At 71.4% G+C, this 19,727-nt stretch carries 15 protein-coding genes; 8 read left to right on the forward strand and 7 right to left on the reverse strand.

All coding sequences use genetic code 11. From position 1 onward, the window contains the following. Positions 1–62 precede the first annotated feature (62 nt). Entirely contained in the window at positions 63–1,154 is a 1,092-nt protein-coding gene (locus ACN20J_RS15055; protein WP_419666061.1) for a S1C family serine protease, read from the forward strand. Between the two features lie 125 nt (positions 1,155–1,279). On the opposite strand, the gene ACN20J_RS15060 is transcribed toward ACN20J_RS15055, so the two are convergent. Then, the gene (locus ACN20J_RS15060) at positions 1,280–1,492 is read right to left on the reverse strand and encodes a hypothetical protein (protein ID WP_055618417.1); all 213 of its coding nucleotides are present in this window, start codon (positions 1,490–1,492) and stop codon (positions 1,280–1,282) included. A gap of 238 nt (positions 1,493–1,730) precedes the next feature. On the opposite strand from ACN20J_RS15060, the gene ACN20J_RS15065 reads away from it, so the two are divergent. Beyond that, a complete protein-coding gene (locus tag ACN20J_RS15065) occupies positions 1,731–2,930 on the forward strand; it encodes a bifunctional adenosylcobinamide kinase/adenosylcobinamide-phosphate guanylyltransferase (protein ID WP_190228218.1) in 1,200 nt (399 codons plus the stop codon). Between the two features lie 27 nt (positions 2,931–2,957). Here the strand turns inward: ACN20J_RS15065 and ACN20J_RS15070 are convergent, their stop codons facing one another. Further along, the gene (locus ACN20J_RS15070) at positions 2,958–4,136 is read right to left on the reverse strand and encodes a class I SAM-dependent methyltransferase (protein WP_419666062.1); all 1,179 of its coding nucleotides are present in this window, start codon (positions 4,134–4,136) and stop codon (positions 2,958–2,960) included. A gap of 200 nt (positions 4,137–4,336) precedes the next feature. On the opposite strand from ACN20J_RS15070, the gene cobT reads away from it, so the two are divergent. From cobT to ACN20J_RS15085, 3 genes are all read left to right on the forward strand, one after another. Then, positions 4,337–5,446 carry a nicotinate-nucleotide--dimethylbenzimidazole phosphoribosyltransferase gene (gene cobT, locus ACN20J_RS15075; protein WP_419666063.1) on the forward strand — a complete coding sequence of 370 codons (1,110 nt, stop codon included), beginning with the start codon at positions 4,337–4,339 and terminating at the stop codon, positions 5,444–5,446. Between the two features lie 211 nt (positions 5,447–5,657). After that, positions 5,658–7,487 (forward strand): phosphatidylglycerol lysyltransferase domain-containing protein, encoded by a 1,830-nt coding sequence (locus tag ACN20J_RS15080; protein ID WP_419666064.1) that lies wholly within the window; start codon positions 5,658–5,660, stop codon positions 7,485–7,487. A gap of 60 nt (positions 7,488–7,547) precedes the next feature. Next, the gene (locus ACN20J_RS15085) at positions 7,548–8,249 is read left to right on the forward strand and encodes a hypothetical protein (protein ID WP_419666065.1); all 702 of its coding nucleotides are present in this window, start codon (positions 7,548–7,550) and stop codon (positions 8,247–8,249) included. Here ACN20J_RS15085 and ACN20J_RS15090 read toward each other — a convergent pair. Then, positions 8,186–8,953: a hypothetical protein gene (locus tag ACN20J_RS15090; RefSeq protein ID WP_189838310.1), complete on the reverse strand. Its 768-nt coding sequence runs from the start codon at positions 8,951–8,953 to the stop codon at positions 8,186–8,188. The two genes, ACN20J_RS15085 and ACN20J_RS15090, sit on opposite strands and share 64 nt — an antisense overlap. 60 nt (positions 8,954–9,013) lie before the next feature. Between ACN20J_RS15090 and ACN20J_RS15095 the strand changes: the two genes are divergently transcribed. Then, on the forward strand, positions 9,014–9,817 hold the full coding sequence (locus ACN20J_RS15095; RefSeq protein ID WP_419666066.1) for an adenosylcobinamide-GDP ribazoletransferase: 804 nt from the start codon (positions 9,014–9,016) through the stop codon (positions 9,815–9,817). Between the two features lie 507 nt (positions 9,818–10,324). On the opposite strand, the gene ACN20J_RS15100 is transcribed toward ACN20J_RS15095, so the two are convergent. From ACN20J_RS15100 to ACN20J_RS15115, 4 genes are all read right to left on the reverse strand, one after another. Next, positions 10,325–10,969 (reverse strand): spherulation-specific family 4 protein, encoded by a 645-nt coding sequence (locus tag ACN20J_RS15100; RefSeq protein ID WP_419666067.1) that lies wholly within the window; start codon positions 10,967–10,969, stop codon positions 10,325–10,327. Further along, positions 10,966–12,489, reverse strand: coding sequence for a hypothetical protein (locus ACN20J_RS15105; RefSeq protein ID WP_419666068.1), 1,524 nt, complete (start codon positions 12,487–12,489; stop codon positions 10,966–10,968). Before ACN20J_RS15105 ends, ACN20J_RS15100 begins: the two co-directional genes overlap by 4 nt. After that, a complete protein-coding gene (gene pelF, locus ACN20J_RS15110; RefSeq protein ID WP_189838306.1) occupies positions 12,486–14,009 on the reverse strand; it encodes a GT4 family glycosyltransferase PelF in 1,524 nt (507 codons plus the stop codon). Before pelF ends, ACN20J_RS15105 begins: the two co-directional genes overlap by 4 nt. Positions 14,010–14,102: 93 nt before the next feature. Beyond that, positions 14,103–16,139, reverse strand: a complete 2,037-nt coding sequence (locus ACN20J_RS15115) for a hypothetical protein (RefSeq protein WP_419666069.1) — start codon at positions 16,137–16,139, stop codon at positions 14,103–14,105. Between the two features lie 282 nt (positions 16,140–16,421). Here ACN20J_RS15115 and ACN20J_RS15120 point away from each other — a divergent pair, with 282 nt between their 5' ends. Together ACN20J_RS15120 and lpdA are read left to right on the forward strand one after the other, a co-directional pair. Beyond that, positions 16,422–17,972 (forward strand): leucyl aminopeptidase, encoded by a 1,551-nt coding sequence (locus tag ACN20J_RS15120; protein WP_189838304.1) that lies wholly within the window; start codon positions 16,422–16,424, stop codon positions 17,970–17,972. Positions 17,973–18,293: 321 nt separating this feature from the next. Continuing rightward, positions 18,294–19,682 carry a dihydrolipoyl dehydrogenase gene (gene lpdA, locus ACN20J_RS15125; protein ID WP_189838303.1) on the forward strand — a complete coding sequence of 463 codons (1,389 nt, stop codon included), beginning with the start codon at positions 18,294–18,296 and terminating at the stop codon, positions 19,680–19,682. Positions 19,683–19,727: the final 45 nt, after the last annotated feature.

Genomic DNA, 19,727 nt, shown 5'->3' on the forward strand with positions numbered 1-19,727 from the left:
GAACCCCCTGTTCGGCCCCGCACCGCAGGCCGGACCTGCCTCCCCGAGGCAAGACTCGGGGCATGGATGTTGCGTCGCCGCCCGCCCGGCCCCGTGGCCGCGCCCTCGCCCGTGTCCTTCCCTTGATCGCCGGCTGCTGCGTGGTTCTGCTCGGCGGGTGTTCCGGCGGTGGGGCGTCGACCGGGAGCGAGGGTGGCACCAAGGCCGCCCGGGCCGCCGCTCCCCGGGCCGCGAACGATCTGCAGGACGACTACCAGAAGGTGATCAAGGACGTCCTGCCGTCGGTCGTGCAGATCCAGGCGACCAGTGATCTGGGCTCCGGGGTCGTGTACGACGACAAGGGGCACATCGTCACGAACGCGCATGTGGTCGGGGACGAGAAGACCTTCAAGGTGACGACGGCCAACAACGAGGACGAGCTGACCGCGAAGCTCGTCTCCACGTACCCGCAGCAGGATCTCGCGGTCATCAAGCTGGACCGGAAGCCGGAGGGGCTCAAGGCGGCCGAGTTCGGGGACTCCTCGAAGGTGGACGTCGGCCAGATCGTGCTGGCGATGGGCTCGCCGCTCGGGCTGTCGTCCAGCGTCACCCAGGGCATCGTGTCGGCGACCGGACGCACCGTCAGCGAGGGCAGTACGGACGGCGGGACGGGCGCCACCATCGCCAACATGGTGCAGACGTCGGCCGCGATCAACCCGGGCAACAGCGGTGGCGCCCTCGTCGACCTCGACGGGCAGGTCATCGGCATCCCGACGCTCGCCGCGACCGATCCCGGCATGGGCGAGGACGCGGCACCCGGCATCGGCTTCGCGATTCCCGCGTCGATGGTGCGTACGGTCGCCGACCAGATCGTCGAGGACGGCAGGGTCACCGATTCGGGACGGGCCGCGCTCGGCATCACCGCCCGGACCGTGGTGGGCGCCGACTACCAGCCCGCCGGGGTCGCGGTGGTCGAGGTCAAGGACGGCGGCGCGGCCGCGAACGCGGGGATCGAGCGCGGGGACGTCATCACCGAGCTGGGTGACACCGGGATCACCACGATCACCTCGCTCTCCGAGGCGCTCGCGGCCGAGAAGCCGGGCGGGAAGGTGCAAGTGACGTACACCCGCGACGGTGACGAGAAGAGCGCCGAGGTGACGCTCGGCGAGCAGTGACCCGGCGAGCGGCCGGCCGTGGCACGGCCTTCGGCGGGTGGTGGAGACGGGTGGTGAAGGCGGGCTGCGGAGGGGCCGCGGTCGTTCGTACGGCCGCGGCCCTCACGCGTATGGGCTACGGGACCCTAGGAAGCCTCGGCGTGCAGGCTCATCGGACCGTAGATCTCCGTGGCGTCCTCGGAGAGCCGGACCTGGTCCGCCCCCGCCTCGGCCAGCGCCTTCCAGTGTTCGCCGAGCCAGGACTCCGCGTCGCCCTGGGTGGTGAACTCCTCGGGCTGGACCGCGGGCTGGACTTCCGTCCCGTCGGCCTTCTCGAACCGCCACGTCCATGCCGCCATGTCAGCCTCCCAAAGTTCCCAGCAAGATCGGGCTCTCGCCCTGAAGCCTAGGCGGTCCGGTGGTTGTGCGGTGTTCAAAGGTGCAGGTCGTGAACCGTTGTGTGCTGTCTGCGGGTTGGCGGGGGCTTGTCGCGCCCCACGGCGGACCGCGAATGTCACAGCCCCGCGCCCTGAAGGGACGCGCTCCCGTGTACCCCCTGACGGGCACAAGCCGTGTTGACGCGGGAAAATCAGATCCGTGGAAGTGACTTTGCTTGGTACCGGTGGGCCCGCGGGACTGCCTCGGCCCGACTGTCCCTGTGCCGCTTGTGCGGTGGCGCTGGGTGTGGATGCGCGGGCGGCCACCGCCTTGTTGGTCGACGGGGCGTTGTTGGTGGATCTGACGCCCGGGGCGGCCTTCGCCGCGGCCCGGGCCGGCCGGTCCTTGGGCGGGGTGCGGCAGGTGTTGTTGTCGCATCCGCACAACGGGCCCGCGGTGGAGGTGCCGGCGGGGCTGCCGCAGCCGGGGCGGGTGCCGGACGGGCGGGAGCTGGCGCTGCTGACGGGGCATCGGGTGCGGGCGCTGCCGATGGACGCGCCGGGCACCGGGTACGCGGTGACGGGGCCCGACGGGCAGCGGCTGCTGTATCTGCCGCCGGGCGCGGCGCCCGCGGGTCTCGAGGAGGCGGCCGGGGCGTACGACATGGTGCTCGCCGATGTGGTGGGGCGGCCGGACGCCTTGGCCCGGCTGCGGGTGGCGGGGGCCGTCGGGCCTGCCACGGACGTGATCGCGGTGCACCTCGACCACGACGTGCCGCCCGGCCGGGAGCTGACGCGACGCCTCGCGGCGGCGGGGGCGCGGGCGGTGCCGGACGGTACGACGCTGACCGTCGGGGTGTACGAGGACGTGCCCGACGTACCCAGGCGGACTCTGGTGCTCGGCGGGGCCAGGTCCGGGAAGTCGGTGGAGGCCGAGCGGCGCCTGGAGGCCTTCCCCGAGGTGCTGTACGTGGCCACCGGCGGGACGCGGAACGGGGACGGCGAGTGGGCCGCCCGGGTGCACGCCCATCGTGAGCGGCGGCCCGGCTCCTGGCGTACCACCGAGACCTGTGACCTCGTGCCCCTGCTGAAGGACGAGGGGGCGCCGCTGCTCGTCGACTGTCTGTCGTTGTGGCTGACGGACGCGATGGACTCGGTGAACGCGTGGGACGACGACGAGTGGGGCGGTGGCGGTGAGCGGGCGCTGCGGGCCCGGGTGGAGGAGCTGACGGCCGCCGTCCGCGAGACCCGCCGCACGGTGGTCGCCGTCTCCAACGAGGTCGGCTCCGGCATCGTGCCCGCCACCCCCTCCGGCCGCCGCTACCGCGACGAACTCGGCCGCCTCAACGCGGCGTTCGCGACCGAGTGCGAGCACGTGCTGCTGGTGGTGGCGGGGCAGGCACTCACCCTGAAGGGCTAGGGGTCGAAGGGCCGGAACTCCGAAGGGCTAGGAGACCGGAGGGCGGGGGGTGTGCCTGCCCGCCGTCTTGCGGGCGATGATCCGGTACGCGTTCGAGAAGCGGGTGCGGCGCAGAATCGGGGCCAGGACGTGGTCCAGGGCGAAGGCGGAGGCCAGCAGCGGGGTGGTGGCCCGGGTCAGGGCCGTACGGAGGGTGCGCTGGAGGTCGGTCGGCGGGCTCGGGCGCCAGGGCTCGTCGCCGCCCGGCAGCCGGTTGCCGATCGCCAGCGCGAGGGCGCCCGTCAGGTCGTACGGGATGTGGGGTTCGCGGCGGTCGGTGGAGACGACCGTGCAGCCGAGCTCGTCGAGTTCGTCGAGGAGGTTGCGCAGCGGCATGAGGTGGAGGTGCTGCGGCTGGCAGTAGGACACCCACCACTTGCCGAGCAGCGCGCCGAACGCGCAGTCCGGGTCCGGGACTTCGACGAGCAGATGCCCGCCGGGGCGCAGTACGGCGAGTGCGGCACGCAGTTCCTCGCGCGGGTCGGGGCTGTGCTCCAGGTGGTGGAACATGCTGACCACGTCGTAGCGGGCGCGCAGCCGGTCGACCAGGTCGGGCAGCCGGCCGTGGTGCGCCTCCTCGACCCGGCCCGCCGTCCGCGCCTCCTCGACGCGCGAGGTGGGGTCGAGCCCGTCGAAGGACGTGTACGTGTACAACTCCTTGGCCGCCGCCGGGAAGTGGCCGTGGCCGGTGCCGACGTCCAGCCAGCTCTCGGGTTCGGGGTACGGGAGCATCGCGCGGGCGGCGGCCTCGTGGCGTCTGCGTCCGGCGCGGGCGCGCAGGATCCGCTCGGCGAAGCCCTCGTGGGTGTCGTGGTGCTCGTGGCCCTCGTAGAAGTCCCGGTAGTAGAAGGCCAGGCCCTCGGCGGTGAGGCGGGGGTTCTGGAAGGCGTGGGCGCAGTCCTCGCACTCGTCGACGACGAAGGTGCCGGGCTTGTGCTGGAGCAGGTCCGGGGTGCGCAGACGGGTGCGCAGCCGCCGGGAGCCGCACCAGGGGCAGTCGGGCCGGCGGGGCTCGTGGAAGTGGTCGGTGCCCTGGGCGAGTTCACTGAGGTACGCGGCGCGGCGCCTGGCGACGGTCTGCTGGGCGGGAGGCGTGGGGGGTGTGACGGCCCCGGGAGGTGTAGGGGGTGTTGCGGGTGTGGGGGGCGTTGCAGGTGTGGGGGGCATGGTCTGTCTGCTCCTGCCGGTCCGACGCGGTACGACCCTGTAGAGGCTGATATGAGCTACTACCGGTCGATACAAACCGGTATGACAATCCACTGCAAACCGGAACGTATGGGATAGCGATCTTCGATGCAACGACCCGGTGCAGCGCACTGACCGACCGTCAGGAGACCGGCCCGATCACTGCCGGTACTGTTCGGCGAATGAGCTCGCTTAATCTCGACGACTTCACCGATCTGATCGAGCGCCCCGACGGCGGTGTGCGCCGTGACGCCGAGGCGCGCCGGGAGCGGCAGGTCGTGCCGCCCGGGGCTTTGGGGCGCCTCGATGACCTCGGTGAGTGGCTGGCGGCCGCACAGTCGGCCGTGCCGGTGCGGGCGATCGAGCGTCCGCGCGTGGTGCTGTTCGCGGGCGACCACGGGATCGCCTCACTGGGGGTGTCGGCGCGGCCCGCGGGGAGCGCGGACGAGCTGGTGCGCGCCGTGCTCGACGGTTCGAGCCCCGTCTCCGTACTGGCCCGGCGGCTCGGTGTGCCCGTGCGCGTGGTGGACATGGCGCTCGACTGCGAGCCGGAGAGCCTGCCCGACGAGGTCGTACGGCACCGGGTGCGGCGCGGCTCCGGGCGGATCGACGTGGAGGACGCGCTGACCCTGGAGGAGGCGGAGGCCGCCTTCCTCGCGGGGGTCGCCGTCGCGGACGAGGAGGCGGACTCCGGGACCGATCTCGTCGTGCTCGGCGATGTGAGTGTCGGCGGGACCACCGCCGCGGCCGTGCTGATCGCGGCGCTGTGCGGCACCGACGCGTCGGTCGTCACCGGGCGCGGCGGGCGGGCCATCGACGACCTCGCCTGGATGCGGAAGTGCGCGGCGGTTCGCGACGCCCTGCGCCGGGCCCGGCCCGTGCTCGGGGATCAGCTGCAGTTGCTCGCCGCGGTGGGCGGGGCTGATCTTGCCGCGATCACCGGGTTCCTGCTGCAGAGCGCCGCGCGGAAGACTCCCGTGATCCTCGACGGGGTCGTGTCCGCGGCCTGTGCGCTGGTCGGGCAGCGGGTCGCCTTCCGGGCACCGGACTGGTGGCTGGCGGGGCAGACCAGTGGTGAGCCCGCCCAGGCGAAGGCGTTCGACCGCATGGCACTCGAGCCGCTGCTCGACCATGGGGTGACGGTCGCGGAGGGAGCGGGGGCGCTGCTCGCGCTGCCCCTGGTTCAGGCCGCGGCTGCCTTGGCGGCGGAGCTGCCGGAGAGTGCGGAGGGCTCCGAGGACCCCGAGGACCCCGAGGCCCCCGAGGCCCCCGAGGCCCCCGAGAAGGAATAGCGGCTGGGGTAGTTCGTCGGGCGCGGGCCGGTTGGGGTTGCTCGCGCAGTTCCCCGCGCCCCTTAAAAGACAAAAGCATGGGGCGCAGCCCCTGCTTTCAGGGGCGCGGGGAACTGCGCGGGCACCCCCGACTCACCCGCACCCGCCCCCGACCGAACCACCGCTCCCCATAGACGCTCACACACCGTAGTGCCCCATATGATCCAGTTTCATGGGAAGCGCCCGAACCGCCGTCAAGCAAACCCCGGCTCCGGAGCCAACGCGGGCCCCCGCCCGCACAGGCGACGCCGCCCGCCCGACCACCCCCGCCTCACGGCGAGCCGCCTCGTTCGCCGTCTGGTACCTCCGCCTCGTCGCGTTCCTCAACTTCCTGAGCGCCGTCTGGGTCTCCCTCGGCCAGGACGTGCGCCGCCACAACACCGAGAACTACTTCACCCCGTACCTCCTGACGGCAGGCTTCGCGTCGGGTGCGTTCACGATGTTCCTGGCGATCACGATGCGCCGCCGCAAACGAGCCGCCTGGATCCTCAACCTCGTACTCAGCGGGCTCTTCCTGCTGCTGTTCGCCTTCGCGATGGTGTTCCCGGAGATCCGCGAGTACCCGCAGAACTGGATCTCCCTCGCCCTGACGGCCGCCTTCGTGGCATCCCTCTTCGTCGGCCGGCGCGAGTTCTACGCGAAGGGCGACCGCTCGAACCCGAAGCTGGCGGCGGCCGTCGCGGTCGGCGGACTGCTGCTCTGCTCGCTGCTCGCCGCGCTCCTGGTGACCGTCACGAACGACGCGCACGACGCCCAGCGTTCGACCTTCGCCGACCGCTGGCGCTACGGCACCCTGCGGCTGATCTCGGTCGCCGCCGACGACGCCCGCCTCCCCGGGATCACCACTCCCAACTGGGCGAACGTCACCATCAACGTGCTCAGCACCCTGCTGGTGCTGGCCGTCTTCTACGCGGCCTTCCGTTCCCGCCGTGCCGTCGACCCGCTCACCGAGGGCGACGAGGAGCGGCTGCGGGCGCTGCTCGACCGGAACGGCGACCGCGACTCCCTCGGCTACTTCGCGCTGCGCCGCGAGAAGAGCGTGGTGTGGTCGCCGACCGGCAAGGCGGCCGTCGTCTACCGCGTGGTGAGCGGTGTCTCACTGGCCTCCGGCGACCCGATCGGCGATCCCGAGGCGTGGCCGGGCGCCATCGACCCCTGGCTCGCCGAGGCGCGCGCCCACGGCTGGATCCCGGCGGTGATGGGCGCGAGCGAGGAGGCGGGGACCATCTACGCACGCCATGGCCTCGACGCGCTGGAGCTCGGCGACGAGGCGATCGTCGAGACGGCCGAGTTCACGCTCGACGGGCGGGCCATGCGGACCGTCCGCCAGGCCTACAACCGCGTCCAGCGCGCGGGCTACCAGGTCCGCGTCCGGCGGCACGAGGACATCCCGGCCGACGAGATGGCGTACCTGCTGAAGCGGGCCGACGACTGGCGGGACGGGGCGACCGAGCGGGGTTTCAGCATGGCGCTGGGGCGGCTCGGGGATCCGGACGACGGCCGGTGCGTGATGCTCGAATGCACGCAGAGCCGGGCGGGGGAAGGCACGGACGAACTGAGAGCGGTGCTCTCCTTCGTGCCCTGGGGACCGCACGGGCTCTCCCTCGACCTCATGCGGCGGGACCGGGACTCCGAGAACGGGCTGATGGAGTTCATGGTCATCCAGCTCCTCCAGCGGGCCCCCGAGATCGGGATCACGCAGGTCTCGCTCAACTTCGCGATGTTCCGTTCCGTCTTCGAACGTGGCGCGCGTCTCGGCGCGGGCCCGGTACTGCGGCTGTGGAGGTCACTGCTCAGCTTCTTCTCGCGCTGGTGGCAGATCGAGTCGCTGTACCGCGCCAACGCCAAGTACCGGCCCATCTGGGAACCGCGGTTCCTGCTCTTCGAGAAGAGCGGTGACCTGCCGCGCATCGGCATCGCCGCGGCCCGCGCGGAGGGGTTCCTGGAGGCGCCGGGCCTGCCGAAGTGGCTGCACCGCAAGCACTTGGAGTCGCACAGATGAGTACGCACGGCCCAGTAGTCGCCCGCTCATGAGCACACGCGCACAGAGCGGCGCCCGCCCATGAGCACCCTCGCCCGGCTGGCCCGCGCCGAATGGGGCCCGCTGTACGCGGCCGTGCGCGCGGGTCTCGTCGAGCGAGGTTGGCGGGCGATCCCCATGACGGTCGCCGCGGTGTGCCTGACGGCGCTCACGCAGTACGTGCAGAACCAGCCGTGGGGCTACCAGTTCGTCCAGAACATCGGTGCCGTCCGTGCCGAGGACCCGCTCTGGCTGGCCCTTCTGCGCACCCCGCTCTCCCTCTTCGTACCGGCCCTCGACCTGCCCGTCTGGGGTGCGCTCGCGCAGATCCTGCTCGTGTTCGGGATCGCCGAGATCTGTCTGGGCAAGTGGCGCACGCTCGTCATCGCGTACGTCGCCACGCTGGCCGGCACCCTCTACGCGCGCGTGGGCATCGCGCTGGGCCCGCACCGGTTTCTGGGGCTGCCCGCCTCGGACTCGCTGGTCGTGGACACCGGGCCGTCGGCGGCCGTGGTCGGGCTCGCGGTCTTCCTCTGCTGGCGGTATCGGGCGTACGTCACCGCGGGGGTCGTCGTCGCGGCCATGGTGGTGGAGGTGCTGCTCAAGGAGAACCTGGCGGGCAGGGAGCATCTGGCCGCGATCGCGGCCGTGCTGGTGCTGTGCGGGATCTCCGAGCTGCGTCACCGGCCGCCGGGCAGGGACCGGACGGGTTCCGGGTCCGGTTTGCCGCCGATCCAGTCCTGAACCTTGCGGCGGGGGCCCGACCAGCGGCGGTCGTGGTGGTAGGCCCGCAGCCGGGCCTTGGCCCGGGCCCGGTGCCGTTTGCGGTAGAAGCGCCTGGCCCACGGCGAGTCGGGGCGGGCGAGGCGGATCGCGCCGACCAGGGCGACGAGCGGGACGATCACGCCGAAGATCGCCATACGTGCCTTGCCCTTGCTCAGGGCCAGCAGCGAGATGAAGAAGTTCAGCCCCATGCTCACGATGACGCCCGCGCGGTCCTGCAGTTCGTCCTCGGTGAGGTCGTTGACGCCGAACGGCAGGAAACCGCTGAGCATCAGGCCCACCAAGGCCGCCGTGACCACCACGACCTCGACGCTCTGGCGGCCCTCCTCGCTCCAGTAGACGTCGTCGAGGTGCAGGATCAGCGCGAACTCGTCGAGGACGAGGCCCGCGCCGATGCCGAACACCACGGCGAACGCGGCCGAGCCGAAGCCGTGCCGGCCGCTCGCCACGGCGCCGAAGCCGCCGAGCACGGTCAGGACGATTCCGGGGACCACGTGGTGGATGTGGACACCGCCGGCCTCGACGTTGCCGAAGGGGCCCTTGCCCGCGCGGATCATCCGGACGACGATCCGGGTGATCACAAAGGTCAGTACGAAGGAGGAGAGCGCCAGCAGCAGCGGCAGCTTTCCCGGTTCGGTGATGTTCCGTGTCCACCAATGCCCCATGTGCGCACTTTATCCGCGGCTGCCGTGGGCGGCTTCCGGGCCGCCGGGTAACCTGCGCCGGTGTCCAAGCCCTCGCCGGAAACTCCCGGGACCTCCTGGTCCGACGGCCTCCGTTTCGCCTTCGGCACGCTCACCGTGCTGCCGGTCGAGGTGACGCGGTGGGACCGCGGGGCCGCGCGGGCCGGGATGCTGTGCGCGCCCGTCGCCGGGCTGGTCGTGGGTCTCGCCGCCGCGGCGCTCGGGCTGTTCCTGCTGGTCCTCGGCGCGGGGCCGCTGCTCGCGGCCGTGGCCTCCGCCGCCGTGCCTGCCGCCCTGACGCGCGGCCTCCATCTCGACGGGCTCGCCGACACCGCCGACGGCCTGGGCAGCGGCAAGCCGGCCGAGGACGCGCTGCGCATCATGAAGCAGTCGGACATCGGGCCGTTCGGCGTCATCACCCTCGTGTTCGTACTGTTCGCCCAGGTGGCGGCGCTTGCGGAGGCGTACGGGGCCTCTTGGGGGCGGGGGGCCTTCGCGGCCGTCGTGTCGGCGGTCGCGGCCCGTCTCGCCCTCACGCTCGCCGCGCGGGTCGGCGTGCCGGCGGCTCGGCCGGAGGGGTTGGGGGCGGTGGTCGCGGGGACGGTGCCCCTGCGGGGGGCTGGGCTGGTGGCTGGCGGTGTGGTCGCCGTCGTGGCGGGGGCGGGGTTGTTTTTCGGGACGTACGGGCTCGTGCTGGGGGTGGTCGCCGTGGTCGCCGCGTGCGGGTGCGCCGAGCTGCTCCTTCGGCACTGTGTTCGCCGGTTCGGCGGGGTCACCGGAGACGTGTTCGGAGGATTGGCCGAAACTGCCGGTACGGCGGCGCTGGTGGTTCTTGCTGTGGGATGACGGTGCGGGTGGGTGGGGGCTGGGGTTGCGCAGTTCCCCGCGCCCCTGAGGTGGGTGGGGCGGTCGGTGGATTGTGACGTGGAGGTCGGTCCGTGTGTGAGTGCGCGGTTCCCCGCGCCCCTGGGGTGGGTGAGAGTTCCGGTGGATGCCACGTGGAGGTCGGTCCGTGTCTGAGTGCGCGGTTCCTCGCGCCCCTGGGGTGAGTGGGGGTATCGGTGGATTGCGACGTGCGGGTCAGTCCGTGACCGAGTGCGCGGTTCCCCGCGCCCCCAAAGAGACAAAAGCCGGGGCGCAGCCCCGCTTTTAGGGGCGCGGGGAACTGCGCGCTCAGCACAAACCGACCCGCACCTAATACACGGGGCCAGCCCCACCCACCCAGGGGCGCGGGGAACTGCGCGACCTCAGCCCTCACCCACCCGCACCCAATTCACGAGGCCCAGCCCCACCCACCCAGGGGCGCGGGGAACTGCGCAAACCCCAGCCCTCACCCACCCGCAGACGAAGAACTCAGCCCGCCTGCAAGGCATGTGGCAGCGTGCCCCACGGGTGGGCCCCCTCGCCCGGGACCGCGCAGTGGACTGTGGCACCGCGTGCGCGGGCCAGGTCGCTCACGGGGGCGCCCGGGGGCACTCCGTGGACGAGGTGGCACTGGCGGGTGCGGCCGGCCGTGAAGGGGGCGGGACGGAGGCCGCGGTAGGTCTCCCACGGGCCCTCGAAGGTGACGAGGACGTCGGCGAGGCGGGCGTACGCGGGATGCGGCGGCGCCCCGTGGTTGAGGGTGATGGTGGTGCAGCCCGCGCCCCAGGCCGACGAGGCGAGCCGCTGGTAGTGGCCGAAGTCGCCCAGGCCCGACGCGACCTGGTCGAAGAAGGCGCCGTCCACGCCGTACCAGTCGCGGTACCGCGCGAGGTCCCGGACGACCTCCGTGCGCGGCCTGCGGCCGTAGTCGGTGTCCGTGTAGCCGAGCACCCGGACGTCCCTCTCCCGCAGCCGCTCGGCGACCTCGGCGAAGGCCGGGTCGAGGCGCTCACCGGGGCCGCTGGCCGGGTTCAGTACGACCCCGTAGAGGCGGGGCGCGGCCTCGACGATCGCCTCCCATTCGGCGGGGCGGACGGACGGGTGCTCGTAATACGGGACGAGGAGGGTGCTCATCTGTGGGCCGTTGCCCTTCCCAGTTGCCAACAGACCAGGGTCGCCAGCACCGCGGCGGCGGCGCCGTACACGACGAGACCGACCAGGTGCGGGCTCACCCCGTCCGCGAGGAGCGCCCCGGCCTGGGCGAGCCCCGCGGCGCAGCAGACCACGGCGGCGCTCAGGACGGCGCCGAACGACTGGAGCAGCAGGCCGGTCCAGAGGACGACGCCGAGCAGCAGCAGGGCCGTCAGGCGTACACCGCTCAGGCCGGGCGCGTGCGGCCAGAGGGCGGCCGTGGCGAGGCTCAGCAGGAACAGTACGGCGAGGTAGGCGCTGAGGCATTTGACGAGGGTGCCCGCGGTGGTCCGCAAGAACTCGCGCGAGGTGCTGCTGGAGCGCAGTCCGGCGAGGCTTCCGCTGCGGAACCGGTAGAGCAGCCACTCGGCGGGCCCCATGCTCAGCGTGAGCGCCACGGCGGCCGGGGCGGCGACCGCGGCGGTCGACGACCCGTCGGCCAGCACGTCACCGAGCGCCACGAACACGACGAGGACGCCGCTGCCGAGGCCGAAGAAGGCGTACGGCAGGGAACCGGCGAGCCAGGGCGAGGCGCTGCGCGGCCGTTTGATCTCATGCCCGCCGCCGAAGGGCAGCAGGGCCGCGAACCCGGCGGACCAGCCGATCCGCTTCCCGTCCCCCGACTGCCGTACGGCCGGGGCGACTTCGATCGCGGCGAGCGCGCCGACGATGCCGAGCGAGCCGAGCAGCAGGGCCAGTCTCGCGGCCTCGGGGACCGGCTGGGCCATCGCCAGCAGGGCACCGGCCGCCATGGGCAACAGGGCGGCCAGCAGGGCCCGTTCACGGCCCATCACCAGCAGTACGGTGGCCGCCGCGAGGTAGCAGGACTGGCCGGCGGCGAAGGCGACCGCGCCGAGGTGGCCGGGGGCGACCGCGAGTGCGACGAGCGAGCCGAGCAGGGCGCCCATGGGTGCCCCGACGAGGAGCGAACGGCGGGAGGCCGCCTTGTCGCCCAACCCCAGCCAGGAGTAGGCCCGGTGGGCGAGCCCCTGGTTCCACGTCCAGCCGCACAGGGCGCCGGCCAGCAGCGGGACCGTACCCGCGGGGAGCCCGAGGCCGTCCTGCGGGCCCGCGAGGAGAGGGGCTCCGAGGACGTAGCCGAGGCCGGGCAGGGCGAAGACGACACCTCTCAACAGGCAGCCCAGCAGGCCTATCTGCCAGGGGTCGTGGGCCGGTCCCGGGGGTTCGGGATGGCGGCGCTCGACCCGCTCGTACAGCTCCTCGGCGAGCGAGAAGGAGTCCTTGCAGCCGTACTTCTCGCGTATCTGGTCGTCCGACATGCCGTCGGACTCCAGGAGTGCGGCTATCTCGTCCGGGTGGACGGCGGCGGCTATGAAGTCCTCGAGCCGCTTGGCGAGTTCGTCCACCGGGTCGGGCTCCGCCCAGCTGGGACGGCGTTGGCGCGGCACGTAGGGCAGGGTGTCGGGCCGCGAGCCGGGCGGCATCCGGATCGATCCGCTCACCAGCCGGTCCCGTCCGTCGCGACGGCCTGGTACCAGGGGTCGCGCAGTTCGAGGGTCCAGTCGGCGACGGTCTCCAGCGTGGGCTCGTACACCTCGGGCAGGCCCGCGAGCTCCTGGTAGATGGTCCGGAAGGCGTCCACGGAGCGGCGGAGCGTGAAGCGCTCGATGACGCGCTGGCGGGACAACTGGCCCAGCTCCAGGCGTCGTTCGTCGTCCCGCAGCAGGACGAGCGCGGCGGCGGCCATCTTCTCGGGCTCGCGCGGCGGTACCACGAGCCCGGTGTCGCCGACCGCCTCGCTGACGCCGCCCACGTCGGTGGAGACCGTGGTCCGGCCGCACGACATGGCCTCGATGATCGAGAAGGGGAAGCCCTCCGAGATGGAGGAGAGCATCACGACGTGCCCGGCCGCGTAGGCCCGCCACACCTCGCTGATCCGGCCCTCGAAGGTGAGCCCGTCCGTGACGCCGAGTTCGGCGGCGAGCTTCTCCAGCCTGGTCTTGTAGGCCTCTCCGCCGGGCGGCACCGGGCCGAACAACCGCAGCCTGGTCTCGGGGAGTTCGGCGCGCACCATGGCGTACGCGCGTAGCAGCGTTTCGAGATCCTTGATCGGGTCGACGCGGCCGCACCAGGTGAGCGTGGGTACGTCCGGCTCGGGTCCGGCGTGCGGAAAGGCGGCGGGGTCGACGCCGTTGTAGACGGTACGGATCTTGTCGGGGTCGGCGCCGCCGCGCTCTTCCCAGCGGCGGTTGTACTGGTTGCACGGGGTGATCAGGTCGGCCGCCTTGTAGCCGAGGGTGTTGAGCTCGCGGTAGAAGCCGAGCATCAGGGCCTTGACGGGCCAGCGCTGTGCGTCGCTGCGGTAGCCGAGGTAGCGCTCGCGCAGATAGATGCCGTGCTCGGTCAGGAGGAACGGGATGCCGTCCAACTGCCGTGCGGCCAGGGCGGGAAGGGTGGCCAGACCGCTGCCGGTGGCGTGCGAGACGGAGTTCTCGGGCAGCCGGACGCCCAGCGGGCGCAGCGCGTGCTCCAGCAGGTCGGTGGCGGTCAGCGCGTCGTGCACGGTGGGGCAGGCCTGGGCGATCTGAAGATGCGGCATGGTCCAGATCCACATCAGGGAGCGCAGCGCCGCCTCGGTGCGCAGAGCCGCCGACAGCCGTCCGTCACGGGCGAGTTGGGCCAGTTCGTAGAAGGCCTCGCCGAAGTCGCAGTGCGCCTCGGGGTCCAGGAAGGACAGCAGGAACCGCTCGTAGGTGTCGATGAAGCGGCGGCGGGCCGGGCCGCGCGGTGCGCGCCGGGATCCCTGCAGCGTGCCCCACAGCGGTACGGACGTGTGCTGGTAGACGTTGTCCGGCAGCTCCCAGGTCACGGGTTCACGACCGTTGCCGGCGAGCGAGACGACGTTGAACCCGACTTCGGGCATCCCCTTCACGAGCTGGTCGCACCAGGTGCTGACGCCGCCGTGGACCAGTGGATACGTGCCCTCCGTGAGCATGGTGACATGACGGCCTGTGCTCATCATGCGTGTTCCCCCCTGGAACATTTCTTACGGCTCGGTGGCGCGCCCCGGCCGGTCTTGGCCGGGGCGCGCGTCGTGCTGCGGCGCTTGTCTCCGTTATGCGGGCAGTCTCAGGGTGAGGGCTGTCTGCAGAGCGTCCGGCGTGGTCCAGGCCGAGCGCTCCCCCGCGTACGGCGTCCCGAACGCGGTGGTGCCGAGCAGGAGTTGCTTGAGTGTCCCTTCGGGTGCGGTCACCGGGATCCGGGTCCCGGACGGGGCGTCGACGGTGACGGTCGTGCCGACGCGGTACGCCGTGACGTCACCGTCGGCGACGGCCTCCTGCCAGGCGGCGCGGCGCTTCAGCTCGGTGCCGATGGTGCTCTGCCGGGGGTTCTCCAGCGGGGCGTTGTCGGCGTAGAGCGCGCGGTAGTCGGCGAGCACCTTGTCCAGGACCGGGTAGAGCAGCCGGTCCTCGGCCAGGTTGGACTGGTGCACGTAGTGCGGGCGCGGGTCGTTGCCCACGGCGTGGCCGAGGGCCGTGCGGGCCTCCTGCGGGAGGATGTACGACTCGAAGCCGGTCGCCGTGTCGAGCGGGTCGTCGAGGCAGGTCGACGTGGGGTTGTTCTCGCAGATGCCGCTGCCGCCGTCGGCCTTCGAGGTGTAGATCCAGTTGTACTCGTCGGTGATCTCCTCGGCCGTGCCGACGTTGTAGTACACGTTCATCGGGTAGCGGGGCACGGTCAGGGTGCCGCCCACCGAACGCTGCTGCGGTTCACGGGAGTTGTCGGAGGCGGTCCAGTCGACGCCGTTGTCCGCGAGGGCGCCCGCGAGGTTCGGGTTGTCGTCCGGCTGCTGCGGCAGGGACTTGAGGCCCGAGTGCTCGCCGGTCACCAACTCGCTGATGTCGACGGGCAGTCCGTGGCTCGCCGCCCACAGGTTGTTGGCGCTGATCTCCGCCGAGATGTCGGCGCGGCTCACGTACCGGGTCGAGCCGTCGGCGTTCTTCGCGCAGCTCCACGGCACGGTGCTGGTGTCCTGGACGCAGCCGAGGAAGGGGTGCGTGTAGGTGTGGTTGACCCAGCGGTACTCGCCCTTGTCGGCGAGGAGTTGGTCGGTCAGCGCGTCGACGTTGCCGTTCTCGCTCTTCCACTCCTCGCCCGCCCCGGCGTTGTAGACCATGTCGAGGGTGAAGTCGCTGTCCCGCTGCCACTGGGCGGCGTACACCGCGTCGGCCGCGGTCATTCGGATCGGCGTGGTCCCCTCACCGTCACCGCCCACGCAGTCGAAGTCACCGGGGGTGCAGTTGCGTTCGGTGTCCCAGCGGCTGTCGGGCGCGAACACATCATCGACATGGACAGAAAAATAGTTCCTGTTCTGACCGAGGTGTACGCCCTGAGTCAGCCATTCGACGATGCCGCGGGCAAGGACGCGGAACTGCTGCTGGTAGTGGTTGTAGGCGAAGGTCACGACCAGTTCGCGGCGTCCGTCGTGCGCGTACTCGCCGACCAGGCTGCCGCGTCCGGTCCCGCCGGGCACGGCGGTGTCCACGTAGCTGGTGAAGCCCGCGCGGGGCCGGGCCACGTAGCCGTAACTCTCCTGGACGGAGGGCGAGTTGTCCTCGAATGTGAGAGGTCCGTCGAGGTAGCCGAAATAGCCCGACCCGCCCTCCGTGGTGACCGCCGCCTCGCGGCCGTCGAGCGTTCCGGCCCAGCCGCCGGCGTCCGTGTAGTCGAGGCCGACCCCGGGGTGCGCCCAGGTGTAGGCGTCGACCTGGGGGATACCGAAGGTCCTCTCGTAAGCCTCCAGGGCCGTTTGCTCGGCCGAACCGGACCCGAACGGCGCCTCGTTGGGCAGCACCACGCCCTGGTACTTGGCGCGCGGCGTGCCGTCCACCGTGTCGCTCAGGAACGCCTCGGTGATGGCCGGTCGGCCGGAGTCGTTGAGGTCGACGGTCGTGTACGGGATGCCGGTGGTCTTCAGCTCCTCCGTGATGGCTTCCACGGGGCTGTCGCCGTTGTCGACGACGAGCACTTTCAGATCGATGCGCGGCTCTTCCGCCGCCGACGCTCCGGGGGCTCCCAGCCCCAGGCTCAGCAGACCGGCGGCCGCCGTGACAGCGGCCGCGTTTCTCCATCTGCGCGCACTCTGCGCCATGTTCGCCCCTCCCCCAACAAGATCCCCTGATGGTCGTTTCGAGGAGGATCCGTGGAAATCATGCAAAGCGACGAGTGGGTTACTCATCGCAAACAGCAGGAGTGTGGCTCAGGTCACAGAAGTGAGGGGTGATAAGTGGCCAGGCCACCACGCACGGATGAACGGCCGCTGGAATGAGCGAAACGCGCCACCGCGCGTAGGCTCGTGCCCGGGACTCCACCGCCCCGGCCGACCTCACCCCTGACGGCCACAGCAACTCAATGGAAGCGAGATTTCACCACCGTGACTGCTCTCACTCTCAGCACCGCCGCGGCGCCCGGCCTGCGGGTCGACGCCATCGTCGTCGGTGTCGCCAAGGGCACCGGGCCCAAGTCCGGGGACCTGGTCGTGGCACCGGGCGCCGAGGCCGTGGACAAGGCGTACGACGGCAAACTCGCCGGCGTTCTGGAGACCCTCGGCGCCTCGGGCGGCGAGGGCGAGGTGACGAAGCTGCCGGCTCCGTCCGGCTTCAAGGCACCGCTCGTGCTCGCGGTCGGTCTCGGTGCTCTGCCGGAGAAGGACGGCTCCTTCTCCGGGGAGACCCTGCGCCGGGCGGCCGGTGTCGCCGCACGTGCCCTCGCCGGTTCGAAGAAGGCCGCCTTCGCCCTGCCGATCGAGGACGCCGCCGACGCGGGCGCCGTCGGCGAGGGCGCGCTGCTCGGCGCGTACTCCTTCGACGTCTACAAGGAGAACGGCAAGAGCGACGGCAGCGGGAAGGACGCCAAGAACGGCAAGGCCCCGGTCGCCGAGGTCACGCTGCTCGGCGGCAAGCCCCGCGACAAGGCGTTCAAGGCGGCCGTCGAGCGCGCCACCGCCGTGTCCGAGGAGCTGAACCGCGCCCGCGACCTCATCAACACCCCGCCGAACGACCTGAACCCGGAGGCCTTCGCCGCCGTCGCGCAGGCCGCGGCCAAGGAGCACGGCATCAAGGTGCAGGTGCTCGACGAGAAGGCCCTGGAGAAGGGCGGCTACGGCGGCATCCTCGGCGTGGGCATCGGTTCCGCGTCCGCGCCCCGCCTGGTGAAGCTGTCGTACACCTCCTCCAAGGCCAAGAAGCACCTCGCCTTCGTCGGCAAGGGCATCACCTACGACTCGGGCGGCATCTCGCTGAAGCCCGCCGGGCACAACGAGACGATGAAGTGCGACATGAGCGGCGCCGCCGCCGTGTTCGCCGCGGTCGTCGCCGCCTCGCGGCTCGGTCTCGAGGTCAACGTGACCGGCTGGCTCGCGCTCGCCGAGAACATGCCCTCCGGTTCCGCGACCCGCCCCGGCGACGTGCTGCGCATGTACAGCGGCAAGACCGTCGAGGTCCTCAACACCGACGCCGAGGGCCGGCTCGTCCTCGCCGACGCGCTCGCCAAGGCCTCCGAGGAGACCCCGGACGCGATCGTCGACGTGGCGACGCTGACCGGCGCGATGATGCTGGCGCTGGGCAACCGGACGTTCGGCGTCATGGCGAACGACGACTCGTTCCGTACGGCGGTGTACGAGGCCGCCGAGGAGGTCGGCGAGGCTGCGTGGCCGATGCCGCTGCCCGACCACCTGAAGAAGGGGATGGACTCCCCCACCGCCGACATCGCCAACATGGGCGAGCGCTACGGCGGCGGGCTGGTCGCCGGTCTCTTCCTGAAGGAGTTCGTCGGGGAGGGCATCACCTGGGCGCACCTGGACATCGCGGGGCCCGCCTTCAACGAGCAGGGGCCGTTCGGCTACACGCCCAAGGGCGGGACGGGGTCGGCTGTACGTACTCTCGTGCGGCTGGCGGAGATCACGGCCGCGGGTGATCTGGGCTGAGGCCCGCCCAGTAGCTCGGTCCGCACCCGTTGTACGGCGGGTGCGGACCGATGGGGGCCGATCGCACCCCGCGGCGGAGCCGCACATCGATACAGCCCCGCGCCCCTTGACGGGGCGCGGGGCTCGCAGCAAACGCACTGCCGTGTGATCGATCAGACGTCTCACTGCCCGGCCCGGCGTCCCGCTCGGCGCCGACAGGTGCGAAGATGGGTTCTCGGCAGGACAGGGCCCACCTCAGGGCCGAAGAAAGAGCGGCCGGACACCAGCCGCCGCCCGGTCGACGCAGACCGGCGTACGGCGCACATGCATGGAGGACGTGACGTGGCGAACGACGCCAGCACCGTTTTCGACCTAGTGATCCTCGGCGGTGGTAGCGGCGGCTACGCCGCGGCCCTGCGCGGAGCGCAGCTGGGCCTGGACGTCGCCCTGATCGAGAAGAACAAGCTCGGCGGCACCTGCCTGCACAACGGCTGCATTCCCACCAAGGCCCTGCTGCATGCCGGCGAGATCGCCGACCAGGCACGCGAGGCGGACCAGTACGGCGTCCTGACGACTTTCCAGGGCATCGACATCAACGCCGTCCACAAGTACAAGGACGACGTGATCAGCGGCCTCTACAAGGGCCTGCAGGGCCTCGTGGCCTCGCGCAAGGTGACGTACATCGAGGGTGAGGGCCGTCTGTCGTCCCCCACCTCCGTGGACGTCAACGGCCAGCGCATCCAGGGCCGTCATGTGCTCCTCGCGACCGGCTCCGTGCCGAAGTCGCTGCCGGGCCTGGAGATCGACGGCAACCGCATCGTCTCCTCGGACCACGCGCTGAAGCTGGACCGCGTCCCGCAGTCCGCGATCGTGCTGGGCGGCGGCGTCATCGGCGTCGAGTTCGCCTCCGCGTGGAAGTCCTTCGGCACCGACGTCACGGTCATCGAGGGTCTCAAGCACCTCGTCCCGGTCGAGGACGAGAACAGCTCCAAGCTTCTTGAGCGCGCCTTCCGCAAGCGCGGCATCAAGTTCAACCTCGGCACGTTCTTCGACAAGGCCGAGTACACGCAGGACGGCGTCCGCGTGACCCTCGCCGACGGCAAGACCTTCGAGGCCGAGATCCTCCTGGTCGCCATCGGCCGTGGGCCGGTCTCCGCCGGTCTCGGCTACGAGGAGCAGGGCGTCGCGCTGGACCGCGGCTACGTCCTGGTCGACGAGTACATGCGCACGAACGTGCCGACCATCTCGGCCGTCGGTGACCTGGTCCCGACGCTCCAGCTCGCGCACGTCGGCTTCGCCGAGGGCATCCTGGTGGCGGAGCGTCTCGCCGGTCTGAAGACCGTTCCGATCGACTACGACGGCGTGCCGCGGGTGACGTACTGCCACCCCGAGGTCGCCTCCGTCGGTATCACCGAGGCCAAGGCCAAGGAGATCTACGGTGCGGACAAGGTCGTCGCTCTGAAGTACAACCTCGCGGGCAACGGCAAGAGCAAGATCCTCAAGACCGCGGGCGAGATCAAGCTCGTCCAGGTCAAGGACGGTGCCGTGGTCGGCGTCCACATGGTCGGCGACCGCATGGGCGAGCAGGTCGGCGAAGCCCAGCTGATCTACAACTGGGAGGCGCTGCCGGCCGAGGTCGCGCAGCTCATCCACGCCCACCCGACCCAGAACGAGGCGATGGGCGAGGCCCACCTCGCTCTGGCAGGCAAGCCGCTGCACTCGCACGACTGACCGACCCTCGGTCGAAACACATCGCCGCGACGACACAGACTTCCG

Source organism: Streptomyces sp. 2-1 (genome assembly GCF_048564895.1).
Lineage (GTDB): Bacteria > Actinomycetota > Actinomycetes > Streptomycetales > Streptomycetaceae > Streptomyces > Streptomyces phaeochromogenes.